Source organism: Bartonella sp. AA86SXKL (genome assembly GCF_042196885.1).
Window position 1 is genome coordinate 115,500 of sequence record NZ_JBHIRE010000001.1, and the last position, 13,346, is coordinate 128,845.

A 13,346-nucleotide genomic window follows, 5' to 3' on the forward strand; every position below is an offset into this window, starting at 1 on the left:
AAGAAGTTGATACTTTATTTGAAAAAGATGGATTGCCTAACAGCTTATTTAGCGTTTCTTGGCAAGCCGCTACCTATTTTATAGTTTTATTATAGAGCCTTTAAAAAGAAATTTTGAGTGAAAAAATAAACACAAAAAATACTGAATGCATAAAGGCAGTTATCATGACACTGGCAATATTTATTATCAATCACTCAATTGCGTTCTTATATGGATAAGCCCTTTTTAAAATGTCATAGACACTCAAAAATAAGACTTATCCATAAAATTCATGAAATATAAAAACTATCAGCAGCAGGAGTTTATCCTAAATTAGCTGTCTCTCTCTTTTCTTTTCAAGAAAAAATGCTTTTCAAAGATAATGAGACAATAGAAAGCTTAATGAAAATAACTTTCCCACAGTTCTCTCTAATTATTCTGAGAACATTCACATATTTTAACCAGAAATATTTTCAAAAAATTCTTTCATACGTGAAAAAAAACCATGTGATTGCGGTGAATTTTCATGATTTGAGAGTTTCTCAAATTTTTGCAACAATTCACGTTGTTCTTGTGTTAATTTCTGCGGTGTCTCAATCGTGATATGGATGTAAAGATCACCCCTTGCTTGCTGACGGCGCAACATAGGCATACCTTTGCCTCTAAGGCGGAATTGACGTCCATTTTGTGTCCCTTCTGGAATCTTAACGCGTGCTTTAACACCATCAAGGTCGGAAACTTCAAACTCTCCTCCTAAAGCAGCTGTTACCATTGAAATAGGAACGCGACAGTGAAGATCTGCTCCTTCTCGCTGAAAAAACTCATGCGGTTTAATGGAAAGGAAAATATAAAGATCACCATTGGGGCCACCACGAATACCAGCATCACCCTCACCAGAAAGGCGAATACGCGTTCCATCTTCAATACCAGCTGGAACATTTACGCTTAATGAACGTTTTTTCTCTATACGCCGTGTCCCCTGACATTTGGGGCATGGATCCGTAATAGTTTCACCACGTCCATGACATGTAGGACATGTCCGCTCAATAGAAAAGAAACCCTGTGCAGCACGCACACGACCAGATCCATGACATGTTCCACAAACTTGCGGCTTAGAGCCTTTTCTCGCTCCTGATCCTTCACAAACATCACACGTAACGGAACTGGGAATATTAATTTCTGCAGTTTTTCCTGAAAATGCCTCTTCTAAAGTCACTTCCATATTATAACTCAAATCTGCGCCACGTTCGCGACTATCACCACGCTTACGGTGTGTCCCTCCCATAATCTCACCAAAAAAGTCTTCGAAAATATCCGCAAATCCACCACCAGCAGCAAAACCACCAAAGGGATTTGCTCCCCCTTGACCACCGCTATTTTCAAAGGCCGCATGGCCAAATCGATCATAAGCAGCACGCTTCTGGGGATCTTTAAGAACTTCATAGGCTTCGCCAATTTCTTTGAATTTTCGCTCTGCCTCTTTATCCCCCGCGTTGCGATCAGGATGATATTGCATTGCTAACTTACGAAAAGCAGATTTCAACTTTTTATCATCACATTCGCGAGTCACGCCAAGAATTTCATAATAGTCAACCTTCATCATGTATTCCTGATAATTTTTCTGTCATCCATCTTTATGGATAATATTGCTTTTAATTTATATTTTTAGCAACAAAGTTGCAACTTATCTCAAATAATAAAGCCCCGCCTTATATTTCAAAGGCCGGGTTTATCAATTAATCAACACATATGCTGACACTATTTCTTCTTATCATTAACTTCTTCAAAATCAGCATCAACAACATCATCATTCTTTGCCTCTGTTTCAGTGTCAGCGCTCGCTGCTTGTGAGGCTTCGTACATAGCCTGTCCAAGTTTCATACTGACTTCTGCTAATTTTTGCATCTTTGTTGTTACTTCTTCCGTATCACTGCCTTCAAGCGCAGATTTCAAATCAGATATTGCTGTTTCAATCTGTCCCTTTTCTTCAGCTGATACTTTATCGCCATATTCATTGAGCGACTTTTTAGTTGAATGAATAAGAGCCTCCGCTTGATTTCTAGCTTCAACACCTTCACGGCGTTTTTTATCCTCAGCCGCGTGCTCTTCTGCATCCTTTACCATTTTTTCAATATCAGCATCACTTAAACCACCTGATGCCTGAATACGAATTTGATGCTCTTTACCTGTTCCCTTATCTTTGGCCGAAACATTAACAATACCATTCGCATCGATATCAAAAGTAACTTCAATTTGAGGTATACCACGTGGTGCTGGAGGAATACCAACAAGATCAAATTGAGCCAATAACTTATTATCACTTGCCATTTCCCGTTCACCTTGGAAAACACGAATCGTTACAGCACTCTGGTTATCATCAGCTGTCGAAAAAACTTGCGATTTTTTCGTCGGGATAGTGGTATTGCGCTCAATAAGGCGTGTGAAAACCCCACCCAAGGTTTCAATACCCAAAGATAAAGGTGTTACATCTAGCAACAACACATCTTTGACATCGCCTTGCAATACACCTCCTTGGATGGCAGCACCCATTGCGACCACTTCATCAGGGTTAACGCCTTTGTGTGGATCCTTACCAAAGAAGCTCTGCACAACTTGCTGAATCTTGGGCATACGTGTCATTCCACCCACTAAAACAACTTCGTCAATCTCACCGGCCTTTAATCCAGCATCTTTCAACGCAGCTTTACAAGGTTCGATGGTACGCTGCACTAAATCGTCAACGAGAGATTCAAATTTTGCCCGAGTCAATTTCATTGTTAAGTGCTTGGGACCTGATTGATCTGCCGTGATAAATGGTAAATTAATTTCTGTTTGCTGTGATGAAGAAAGCTCAATCTTTGCTTTTTCTGCCGCTTCTTTTAAGCGCTGTAAAGCGAGTTTATCATTTTTCAGATCAATTCCTTGCTCTTTTTTGAATTCATCGGCAAAATAACCAACCAAGCGCATGTCAAAGTCTTCACCCCCTAAAAATGTATCCCCATTGGTTGACTTAACCTCAAAAACGCCATCTCCAATTTCAAGGACTGAAATATCAAATGTACCACCACCAAGGTCGTAAACAGCAATTGTTTTTCCGTCCTTTTTGTCCAAACCATAAGCTAAAGCAGCAGCAGTTGGCTCATTAATAATCCGTAAAACTTCAAGTCCAGCAATTTTACCTGCGTCTTTCGTGGCTTGACGTTGCGCATCATTAAAATAAGCAGGAACCGTAATAACGGCTTGTTCAACTTTTTCACCAAGATAAGATTCTGCTGTTTCCTTCATCTTTTGCAAAATCATAGCTGAAATTTGTGACGGAGAATATTTCTTTCCCGCCTCTTCAACCCATGCATCACCATTGTCACCTTTAACAATTTTATAAGGAACAAGCGCTTTATCTTTTTCAACCATAGGGTCATCAAAACGGCGCCCTATCAAACGTTTAACTGCAAAAACTGTCCCTTCAGGATTTGTCACCGCCTGCCGTTTAGCAGGTTGCCCAACAAGCCGCTCCCCCCCATCAGTAAAGGCAACAACGGAAGGTGTTGTTCGCGCTCCTTCTGAGTTTTCAATAACTTTTGCGTTTTTGCCATCCATAACAGCCACACAAGAGTTCGTTGTCCCCAAATCAATACCAATTACTTTTGCCATATTATAATCTCCATTCAGCAAGCTACCTCAACCTTCATAAAGCATCTTTTTAAGATAGCTCCTCATAACACCTAAAGCCCGTATATTGCTTCAAGCAACATAAATAATAATAAACTGCAAGTCGCAACAAGCCTTGCTGCCTCGTATATAAGAACAGGCTTTTATTGCTACAAGAGAATAATGAGAGAAACATCTCCAAAATAAAAAATTTATTTTAAAATAGGCACGCTAATGACCCATAAATACCATATTTATGAGAGACTTGAGAGTATAATATATTTTTCTTGCGATTCTTAAAAAATATATCTTTCTATAAAAATTAAAAAATAAAAGAATGATTGCACTCTCGCTCTTGATCTTCTCATCATTGATAAAATCATACTCACGTAAAATCTTTTTAAAAGGCGAATAATTTATATCACAAATATTATAAATTTTCCTTGGACTAAAATAGTCATCATATCTAATGCTCATATCAGTAAAGGTATTATCTATCGATCTCCTTTCAAAAATTCTCCTTCTAACGGTCTCATTGTTTGCGGCTTTTGAAATCTGTGCTTTAAATTCACCTAAAGCGTTTTTTCTTAACTGTATAATTTTGAACTTTGAAAATATTAAAAATACCTCTGTATAAACGCTTTAAAATGCCAAGAGCTGTCATAATATTAAAAATTGGTAAAGTGGTTGATGATTGTTCTGTATTATATCTTCATTAAGTAAAATAGTAGTGCATCATAGATTTTATACCATTTGCAAATACTATTTATGAGATGAACACGGAAGCGTTAAGAGGTGTGTTGTCATTGTAAATCTTACTGTCTTCTTTTAAATTTCAAGAATTCTATGATTTTTATATTCAAATCAATTTCATTTTAGCATTTCTTTCTTTTATTTTAAATAAAAGCTCTGCTAAAATAAAAAATATTCAAAGTGTGAATCTTATGAAGGAGGGTAAATCAATGATGACATCTATTATTAAGAAAATAACAAATCTCATCTTTAAGAATATAATACATACACAATATCCATACAAAAAGGTTATCATAAATATCGTGTGTGCTCTTCTCTTTGCTGGTATAACCCTGCCAGCAGGTGCTCAGCAATATAAACTTGGCGACATAGAAATTCTCAATCCTTGGACACGCGAAACACTTAGAGGTATAAGAGTTGGTAGCGGTTATCTCTACATTATTAATCACAGTAATACCCCAGACCGTTTGGTTTCTATTTCCACAAACGGAGTAAAAACAACAGAGATACACTCTATGGCTGTCGTTAATGATATTATGAAAATGGAAAAAATGCACAATGGCATTGAAATTCCGGGAAATGGCGAAATCACGCTTAAGCCTGGCGGTGATCATATTATGTTCATGGGGCTTTCACAACCATTTAAGTTAGGTGATAAAATTAGCGCAAAATTAACATTTGAGAAAGCAGGAACCATTGATGTTGATTTCTCTGTAAACGCTATGAAAGTACCATCACCTTCTAAATCCTCTCCTGTTCACTAAGCTCCTTTTATTATAAATACACACTTTATAAAATGAAGAAGCGTGAAATTTTTTACGCTTCTTTATTTTTTGTTTAATGCCATCAGTAAAAAATTATCCCCTTTGATGAATTAACTATGGTCAATTTCAGGAATACGTAAAACTTGTCCAGGATAAATTTTATCGGGAGATTTTAGCATTGGCTTATTGGCTTCAAAAATAAATGTGTTTTTATTACCTTGCCCTTTTCCATAAACCTCTTCAGCAATTTTCCAAAGATTATCACCAGATTTAACCTCATAAAAGCGAGAAGTTTTTCTAGGCGTTGTATCTATAACCTTTAATTGATCAACATCTACAGAAGAGATACCTTGTGAATTGCCAACAACCAGCAGTGCTTTTTCAAGTGTTTCCCTATCTGGAACTTCACCGCTTAAAATAGCTTTACCGTCTTCAACTTGAATATTGACTTTTTCTGTACCGAGTTGAAAATGATCAAATGCTCTCTTAAAATCCTTTTCTTTTGGTTCATGGTCCCCAATACCTAATTTTTCCCCTACAGTTTTAATAAAATTAAAAAATCCCATTACGACCTCCTTTCGTGTAGCAGAAACAAATTTTTGTGCATATATTGCCACATTCTTTTCTTTGCTCTTAAAACACATAGGCAGATTTTCTAAACTTCAACAATCAAAACTACATCTGTTCAATTATGAGACAAATACAATAATAAACTTTGTAATAAACCTTGATAAAAAAAGCCTTTATGAAAATTTTCTCTCAAATGAAGGGATCTTAATAGACGTAAAAACATTATAAATTATGAAAGCAAAACAAGATTTTACAGTAATGACAGAAGGTTTTTTACTTTGCTACAATTTGTATCATATTTGTTTTGCAAAAAAAATATGAACTCCCATATAAATAAGTGTGGGTAATTTGCTACCACAGCAATAGAAAGGTCTAAGAAACCATGAAAGATACACCAACAATCACGCAAACGATTGTACTTGTTGATGATGATCGCAATATTTTGACATCTTTATCTTTTGCGCTTGAGACAGAAGGATATCGGGTTGAAAGCTATACAGATGGAGCATCTGCACTCAAGGGTCTCACACTTCACCCTCCACACTTAGCTATTTTTGATATTAAAATGCCCCGAATGGATGGGATGGAACTTTTGCGTCGTTTGCGTCAAAAATCTGATCTTCCAGTTATTTTTCTTACCTCTAAAGATGATGAAATTGATGAATTATTTGGTCTCAAAATGGGAGCTGATGATTTTATTACTAAACCTTTCTCCCAACGTCTTCTTATTGAACGCGTGAAAGCTATTTTACGCCGTTCTAATGCACGTAACCAACCGCTTTCTACAGGAACTTCTTCCACCTCTTCTCTCAAACGCGGAGACCTTGTGATGGATCAAGAACGCCACACCTGTACATGGAAAGATAAACCTGTTATTTTAACCGTTACGGAATTTTTGATTCTGCAAACCTTAGCACAAAGACCAGGAGTTGTAAAAAGTCGTGATGCTTTAATGGATGCTGCTTATAGTGATCAAGTCTACGTAGATGATCGCACCATTGATAGTCACATTAAACGTCTGCGTAAAAAGTTTAAACAAGTGGATGATGATTTTGCAATGATTGAAACACTTTATGGTGTAGGTTATCGTTTCCACGAGGTATAAAACTACTTTGTCGCAAAAATTTGAATGGCAATCAAATCGATGACAGACAATTTTCAACTGGAAACTTTACAAAAAACAACCGTTAATGGTACATCCTCAACGCCATTTCTTATGTTCGCTCGTTTGCATCTTCGAACACAACGTCTCTTTAGACAATTGCTTTTTTCCAGCCTCACACGTCGCATTGTTATATTAAACATTGCTGCTCTTGCCGTTTTAGTTACAGGCATTTTATACCTTAACCAATTTCGCGATGGTTTAATTGAAGCAAAAATCAAAAGTTTATGTACCCAAGGAAAAATTATTGCTGGGGCTATTGCTGCTTCTGCAACAGTAGATACAAATTCTATCCTCATTGACCCTCAAAAACTCTTAGAGTTACAGACTGGTGAAAGCGTTACACCCGCTCCTCAATCAACCGATTCTTGGGATTTTCCTATTAACCCTGAGCAAGTTGCCCCTCTTTTACGGCGTCTTATTACACCTAAAACGACAAGAGCACGTATCTATGATCGTGATGCTACTCTCCTTCTTGATTCGCGCGTTCTTTATTCTAGTGGAGAAGTTTTTAGTTATGATTTACCCCCACTTAAAACAGAACAAAACATGTGGGATCGCCTTACTTCATGGTATTCAAGCGCATTTTATGGCAAAGGTATTGCTCTTGACAGAGAACAAACAAAAACCAGTGGTATTGCTTATCCAGAAGTGTACCGCGCATTAAACGGATCTCTTGCTACGGCTAAAAGACGCAACAGACAAGGGCAATTAATTGTTTCTGTTGCCGTTCCTGTTCAACGCTATCGCGCAGTGGTTGGAGCTCTTCTTCTTTCAACCACTGGTTCCGATATTGATAACATTGTAAAAGGCGAAAGACTGGTTATCTTTAAAGTTTTTGCCGTTGTAGGTAGCGTACTTTTGGTTCTTTCTCTCTTTTTGGCCCATACGATTGCCCATCCATTAAGTAAATTATCTGCCTCGGCTAATCGAGTGCGTAATGGCAATAATCAGCGTGTAGAAATTCCTGATTTTTCAATGCGTGAAGATGAAATTGGTCACCTTTCAACTTCTATTCGTGATATGACTAATGCCCTTTATATGCGTATTGAAGCCATTGAACGCTTTGCTGCTGATGTAAGCCACGAATTAAAAAATCCTCTCACCTCTCTACGCAGTGCTGTTGAAACGCTCCCTCTGGCTAAAAATGAAGAAGCACAAGAGAAATTGCTGGAAATTATTCAACATGATGTGCGCCGCCTTGATCGGTTGATTACAGATATTTCTGATGCATCGCGACTCGATGCAGAGCTTGCACGAGAAACCGCAGAGATTGTTGATATGACACCGCTTTTGGAAAGTCTTGTTCATGCTGTTCAGGAAGTGTATCGTAATACGCAAACTATTGATATAAGCCTTAATATTGTCCCACGTCCTCATGGAAAAGCTTATCTTGTATTGGGACATGAACTTCGTTTAGGACAAGTGATTTCAAATCTTCTTGAAAATGCGCGTTCTTTTATTCCTCGGAATCGTGGCAAAATTTGCATTACTATGAAAAGTCATGCTTCAACCCTTATTTTAACCATTGAAGATAATGGCCCAGGTATTCGTTCAGAAAATATTGAACGCATTTTTGAACGTTTTTACACAGATCGACCAAATGAAGACGCTTTTGGACAAAACTCTGGACTTGGCCTTTCTATTAGTCGGCAAATCATCGAGGCTCATAATGGGACAATTACAGCCGAAAATATTATCGATCCTACACTTGGGAAGTGTAAAACTGGTGCACGTTTTACTATTATGCTTCCGCTTGCTAAATAAATCTTTTATCCAAAGTAAAAGGCATGAAAACAAAATGTGAAATACTCCACGCAAATTGCCTTCAACTGGGCGGCAAGGGGCTGTTAATTATAGGTCCATCGGGATCAGGAAAATCAACCATCACCCTTTCTTTGCTTGACCGCGCTGAGTGGTCAAAACGTGAAGCGAAGCTTATCAGTGATGATTATACAATGTTGCGTGCGGAAAATGGAAAGCTTCACGGATACACTCCCGATAATTTAGAGGGCGGCATCGAGATTCGTGGCGTTGGTCTTTATATGATAGAATTTAAAAAGCACACAACTATCGATTGCGTTATTTTTCTCGGTCCGGAATATGAACGTTTTTCCACAAATAAAACTTTTCAATTTGAAAATTTGCACATTCCTCTTTTAAAACTTCCCTCTCTTCGTGAAGCCGATTGTACAGCCATTTGTCAAGCTATTGAAGCATTTTTGTTTAGAAAAATATGGCAAAAATCTGTCTAATTTTTTTCTAAAGATAAAAAAATCACAATTTTTGCCTTTTTTTTGCAAATTTTTCTTGGCAGCAAGATAAAGCCTTGTACAATGTCTTTCCCACCAACTATGGTCGGGTCTTATTAGTTAACAGGAGTTTGCGTAAATGATTGGACTCGTGCTTGTAACGCACGGTGAGCTGGCTGTCGAATTTTTACATGCCGTGGAACATGTTGTTGGAGTACAAGAAAAGTTCGCAACAATATGCGTTTATCCCGATGACGATATAGATCAGCGCCGAGGTGATATTATAGCCGCAGTAACCGATACAGATACGGATCATGGCGTCATCATATTAACAGATGTGTTCGGTGGAACACCATCAAATATAGCTATCCCTGCTATTGAAAAAGGACGCGTTGAAATGATTGCGGGTGTTAATTTGCCCATGCTTATTAAACTGATTTCTATTCGCAAATGTCCTGATATTTCATTATCAGACGCGTTAAGAATAGCACAAGAAGCAGGGCGTAAATACATTAATGTACCAAGTATAATTTTATAGCGGATAATAAAATACCAATGTTTTCCAAAGATACCCTCCCATGTATAAGTCGTCATTTCAATATCTGTAATAAACGTGGATTGCATGCACGTGCTTCTGCAAAATTTGTACAAACTGTTGACAATTTTAATGTTACTGTTGAAGTTGAAAAGGACGGAAAAATTGTTGGCGGATCATCAATTATGGGACTTATGATGCTAGCGGCTTCATCCGGTTGCAACCTCACCATTCGTGTTTCAGGACCAGAAGCAACAGATGCTCTTAATGCTCTTGAAAAGCTCATCAATAACAACTTTGGAGAGGAAAACTAGTGCTTTTTCATCATAAACAAGGATGATGATTCTTAGAAAATAGGAACTTTCCATCATTATTTTGAATTTTAATTTCTCTTCCCGCTTTTATACCAATATTCATATCCATTATAGATTGGCATAATTATCATAAATGTAAAAGCTTATAGTAATTTTGTTATGCTCGATTTTTTTCTTCCTTTCCTAACATTATTTGACCAATTTGAATAGTTTTGCGTATTATGGCTATTCCCCGATTTAATCATATAATTAAATTTTTACAGAAAAGAGAACTCTTCACCTTGTATTAAAGTATGCTTTATTTTAGACTAAAGATAAACGTCAAAATAATTTCGCACATCAAAAATCTATCAACTTTTCTTATTTTCTGCTAACTTTGTAGCCTTTATAATACACAAGTAATCTTCCATTGCACATCATTGTGATACAGATCCTGAAAACGCAATTCTTATCAATGTCATAACCATTTCTTAAAACGAATAAGCTTTGTACGCTCATAATTATAGTAAGCATTTTTTAGACATTCTTTTTCTATACTATTGCCTTGTTTTCTGTGATACGTGCCCCGCCCTTATTATCTATATTGCGCTTGAGATAGCATCTTTCATTATAAGGAGATAATATCATGGGTCGTCTATTTAGTGCTCTTCAGATTCCTCAACAAACAACAAAAGCCCTCGTATCATTGCAAAATGGCTTACCAAAAGCGCAATGGATCAACCCGCAAAATTTTCATGTCACCTTATCTTTTTTTGGCGAAGTTGAAAGCTCCTTAGCAGATGAAATTATGCATACCTTTAACACTATAGAACTTCCTTCTTTTACGCTACAGATAAAAGGTTTTGAAGTTTTTGGTTCAGAAAATGCTCCTCATTCTCTTGTGGTTCGCATTGAACCTTGTGAAAAGCTTATTCTTTTACATGAAAAGACGCAATATATCCGGAATAAATTAGAGTTAAAGCCTGATAAAAGACTATTTATTCCGCATATCACTCTTGCACGAATATTTGATATTAATCTTAAAGATCTTTCTTATTATCTATCTTTTCAAGATGATTTTTTTGTTCCTCCTTTTGAGGTTGATCATTTTGTTTTATTGTTATCGGCCTCTCCCTTAAATAAGGCTCCCTATATTGTAAAAGGAAGTTGGGCGCTTCAAAGATAAAAGGGTGTTTATAACACCCTTTAAAACCCCTTTAAGAAAAGACTTCATATATGTGTGATTGCAGGGAATACTGCATTTTATGTTAGAGATTTATTATTGATGTGTTTTAATCCGAATCAGCTTCAACAGAAGCTTCTTTTGCTCCTCCTTTAGCTACACCCACTATAGCTGGACGCAGCACCCTTTCCCCGATAATATAACCTGCCTGAACCACTTGTTGAACAGTATTATCTGGAACATCAGCATTGGGAATTTCAAACATCGCTTGATGAAAGTGAGGATCAAATTTTTGCCCCTCTGGATGAATTTTTTGCACCCCATGACGTTCTAATGCTGCCATCATGGCACGTTCAGTCATTTCAACGCCTTCTGCCAATGATTTCAAACCAGCATCACTCTCCCGTGCACCTTCTGGAATAGCTTCCAAAGCACGATTGAGATTGTCAGAAACCAATAACATATCCCGTGCAAAATTAGCAATGGAATAAGCCTTTGCATCCGCCACATCTCGCATAGTACGGCGTCGAAGATTTTCCATATCTGCAACAAGACGTAAAAGTTGATCTTTCAATTCTTTATTTTCATCCTGCAAAGAGGCTAAAAGATCACTAATCTCATTGCTTTCTGTTTCAACGACTTCGTGTTCCTCTGTTTTATGTGTTTTTAAAAATTCATCGGCTGCCTGTTTAAGTGTATTACGATCAGCTGGATTTTTTAAATCACAATTTTCAAATGAAGCGTCAGTAAATTTGTTTTTTTCATCAGACATAAAAATTTTATTCCTTCATAAGATTCGTTATTCTCGATATCGAAATTCTACAGACAAAAATCAAGGGGTATCGATGTATATAATACAATGAGCTTTTATAGTACAAATACTTACTTGCATCGTTTTAACGCAATAACTGTGACACAAGTTGAGCTGTATAATCAACCATGGGCACGATCCTTGCATAATTAAGCCGTGTAGGACCAATAACACCTAAAGCACCAATGACTCTTTGTTGTGAATCACGATAAGGTGCTACAACTAAAGAAGAACCAGAAAGTGAAAATAACTTATTTTCTGAACCAATAAAAATTCTAACCCCAGAACCTTCATCCGTTAAATCGAGAAGCTGTGCCATACTCTCACGCGTTTCAAGATCATCAAACAAATGGCGTAATCGTTCTAAATCTTCTTCTGCTTTCACATCTTCAAGTAAATTGCTACGCCCGCGAACAATGAGGTGTATTTTATGATCAGCACCTTCTCCTCCCCAAAGAGCTAATCCCGTTTCAACAAGATGATGCGATAAATCATCAAGTGCAGCCCGTGTTTCTGCGCATAAGCGGGCAATTTCCCCTTTAGCTTCACTCAATGTACGCCCTTGGATATGGGCATTGAGAAAATTCATTGCTTCCGTCAATTGTGCATGAGTAACCCCTTCTGGTAAATGAACAATACGATTTTCAACTTCACCTTGTTGAGTCACCAAAACGGCAAGAGCGTGCTCCCTATCAAGGCGCACAAATTCAATATGTTTCAATGTTCCTTCTTGTTTTGTTGCTAAAACAAGCCCTGCCCCACGTGAAAGATCTGAAAGAACTCGGCTTGCTTGAACAAGAAAATGTTCAACCGATTGTGCATGACCAGCCTCTTTGACTTGCATTTCAATATTTTCTCGCTCTTCGTTTGGCAAATCACCCGCTTCCATAAATGCATCAACAAAAAAGCGTAAACCTGATTGTGTTGGCATTCGACCCGCAGAAACATGTGGTGCATAAATCAAACCGAGATGTTCAAGATCACTCATCACATTGCGAATCGTCGCAGGCGATAATGTCTGTTGTAAAAGCCGCGAAAGATTACGTGATCCTACAGGTTCACCATCATTAAGATAAGCTTCAACAATATGGCGAAAAATATCACGCGAACGTTCATCAAGATATTTTAGTTCATTATCAATAGTTTTGTGCTTCATCACAATTGTTTCACTACTTCTAAAATCCTCATCTCTTATATAAGTTTTGCCAAGGTTTGGTCAAATAGTCTAAAGTAGTATAAAAACATATTATCCTATTGAGCTGTAAAATGCTACCTTTCAGAGTGATGCTTGATAAATTACGCGGGAAATATTTTTTGTTAGAGTGTGTGAGAAATATTTAAGATTAAGAGTTGATCTGTAAAGTGGTCTGCTGTAGGGACTTGTCAAGAAAATCTA

12 protein-coding genes are annotated in these 13,346 nt (G+C 37.3%); 7 read left to right on the forward strand and 5 right to left on the reverse strand.

The genetic code is table 11. The features are described 5' to 3' along the window. Positions 1-436: 436 nt before the first annotated feature. Entirely contained in the window at positions 437-1,579 is a 1,143-nt protein-coding gene (gene dnaJ, locus ACFIO5_RS00430) for a molecular chaperone DnaJ (protein ID WP_375611466.1), read from the reverse strand. A 158-nt stretch (positions 1,580-1,737) separates the two neighbouring features. Beyond that, a complete protein-coding gene (dnaK, locus tag ACFIO5_RS00435; RefSeq protein ID WP_375633677.1) occupies positions 1,738-3,630 on the reverse strand; it encodes a molecular chaperone DnaK in 1,893 nt (630 codons plus the stop codon). Positions 3,631-4,589: 959 nt separating this feature from the next. Here dnaK and ACFIO5_RS00440 point away from each other — a divergent pair. Then, on the forward strand, positions 4,590-5,144 hold the full coding sequence (locus ACFIO5_RS00440; protein WP_375633676.1) for a copper chaperone PCu(A)C: 555 nt from the start codon (positions 4,590-4,592) through the stop codon (positions 5,142-5,144). Positions 5,145-5,254: 110 nt separating this feature from the next. On the opposite strand, the gene lysM is transcribed toward ACFIO5_RS00440, so the two are convergent. Further along, positions 5,255-5,710, reverse strand: a complete 456-nt coding sequence (gene lysM, locus ACFIO5_RS00445; protein ID WP_375606145.1) for a peptidoglycan-binding protein LysM — start codon at positions 5,708-5,710, stop codon at positions 5,255-5,257. A gap of 386 nt (positions 5,711-6,096) precedes the next feature. Here lysM and ACFIO5_RS00450 point away from each other — a divergent pair, with 386 nt between their 5' ends. The 6 genes from ACFIO5_RS00450 to thpR all read left to right on the forward strand — a co-directional run bounded on the left by ACFIO5_RS00450 (position 6,097) and on the right by thpR (position 11,142). Further along, positions 6,097-6,819 (forward strand): response regulator transcription factor, encoded by a 723-nt coding sequence (locus tag ACFIO5_RS00450; protein ID WP_005774392.1) that lies wholly within the window; start codon positions 6,097-6,099, stop codon positions 6,817-6,819. Positions 6,820-6,858: 39 nt separating this feature from the next. After that, positions 6,859-8,643 (forward strand): sensor histidine kinase, encoded by a 1,785-nt coding sequence (locus ACFIO5_RS00455; RefSeq protein WP_375636362.1) that lies wholly within the window; start codon positions 6,859-6,861, stop codon positions 8,641-8,643. Positions 8,644-8,666: 23 nt separating this feature from the next. Then, complete coding sequence (locus ACFIO5_RS00460; RefSeq protein ID WP_375612806.1) at positions 8,667-9,131, forward strand: HPr kinase/phosphatase C-terminal domain-containing protein; 465 nt, start codon at positions 8,667-8,669, stop codon at positions 9,129-9,131. A 136-nt stretch (positions 9,132-9,267) separates the two neighbouring features. Next, the gene (locus ACFIO5_RS00465) at positions 9,268-9,666 is read left to right on the forward strand and encodes a PTS sugar transporter subunit IIA (RefSeq protein ID WP_375606142.1); all 399 of its coding nucleotides are present in this window, start codon (positions 9,268-9,270) and stop codon (positions 9,664-9,666) included. A 17-nt stretch (positions 9,667-9,683) separates the two neighbouring features. Then, positions 9,684-9,977 carry an HPr family phosphocarrier protein gene (locus ACFIO5_RS00470; RefSeq protein ID WP_012754483.1) on the forward strand — a complete coding sequence of 98 codons (294 nt, stop codon included), beginning with the start codon at positions 9,684-9,686 and terminating at the stop codon, positions 9,975-9,977. Positions 9,978-10,602: 625 nt separating this feature from the next. Next, the gene (gene thpR, locus ACFIO5_RS00475) at positions 10,603-11,142 is read left to right on the forward strand and encodes an RNA 2',3'-cyclic phosphodiesterase (protein WP_375633674.1); all 540 of its coding nucleotides are present in this window, start codon (positions 10,603-10,605) and stop codon (positions 11,140-11,142) included. A 106-nt stretch (positions 11,143-11,248) separates the two neighbouring features. Here thpR and grpE read toward each other — a convergent pair whose 3' ends face one another. Continuing rightward, the gene (grpE, locus tag ACFIO5_RS00480; protein ID WP_375701158.1) at positions 11,249-11,911 is read right to left on the reverse strand and encodes a nucleotide exchange factor GrpE; all 663 of its coding nucleotides are present in this window, start codon (positions 11,909-11,911) and stop codon (positions 11,249-11,251) included. A 124-nt stretch (positions 11,912-12,035) separates the two neighbouring features. Next, entirely contained in the window at positions 12,036-13,106 is a 1,071-nt protein-coding gene (gene hrcA / locus ACFIO5_RS00485) for a heat-inducible transcriptional repressor HrcA (RefSeq protein ID WP_375633672.1), read from the reverse strand. Positions 13,107-13,346 lie beyond the last annotated feature (240 nt).

Bases quoted from the DNA above. Each gene is read 5' to 3' on its own strand.
- lysM (WP_375606145.1), bottom strand. From the start codon at position 5,710: ATGGGATTTTTTAATTTTATTAAAACTGTAGGGGAAAAATTAGGTATT.
- hrcA (WP_375633672.1), bottom strand. From the start codon at position 13,106: ATGAAGCACAAAACTATTGATAATGAACTAAAATATCTTGATGAACGT.
- grpE (WP_375701158.1), bottom strand. From the start codon at position 11,911: ATGTCTGATGAAAAAAACAAATTTACTGACGCTTCATTTGAAAATTGT.
- ACFIO5_RS00460 (WP_375612806.1), top strand. From the start codon at position 8,667: ATGAAAACAAAATGTGAAATACTCCACGCAAATTGCCTTCAACTGGGC.
- dnaJ (WP_375611466.1), bottom strand. From the start codon at position 1,579: ATGAAGGTTGACTATTATGAAATTCTTGGCGTGACTCGCGAATGTGAT.
- thpR (WP_375633674.1), top strand. From the start codon at position 10,603: ATGGGTCGTCTATTTAGTGCTCTTCAGATTCCTCAACAAACAACAAAA.
- ACFIO5_RS00470 (WP_012754483.1), top strand. From the start codon at position 9,684: ATGTTTTCCAAAGATACCCTCCCATGTATAAGTCGTCATTTCAATATC.
- dnaK (WP_375633677.1), bottom strand. From the start codon at position 3,630: ATGGCAAAAGTAATTGGTATTGATTTGGGGACAACGAACTCTTGTGTG.
- ACFIO5_RS00450 (WP_005774392.1), top strand. From the start codon at position 6,097: ATGAAAGATACACCAACAATCACGCAAACGATTGTACTTGTTGATGAT.
- ACFIO5_RS00465 (WP_375606142.1), top strand. From the start codon at position 9,268: ATGATTGGACTCGTGCTTGTAACGCACGGTGAGCTGGCTGTCGAATTT.
- ACFIO5_RS00440 (WP_375633676.1), top strand. From the start codon at position 4,590: ATGATGACATCTATTATTAAGAAAATAACAAATCTCATCTTTAAGAAT.
- ACFIO5_RS00455 (WP_375636362.1), top strand. From the start codon at position 6,859: ATGACAGACAATTTTCAACTGGAAACTTTACAAAAAACAACCGTTAAT.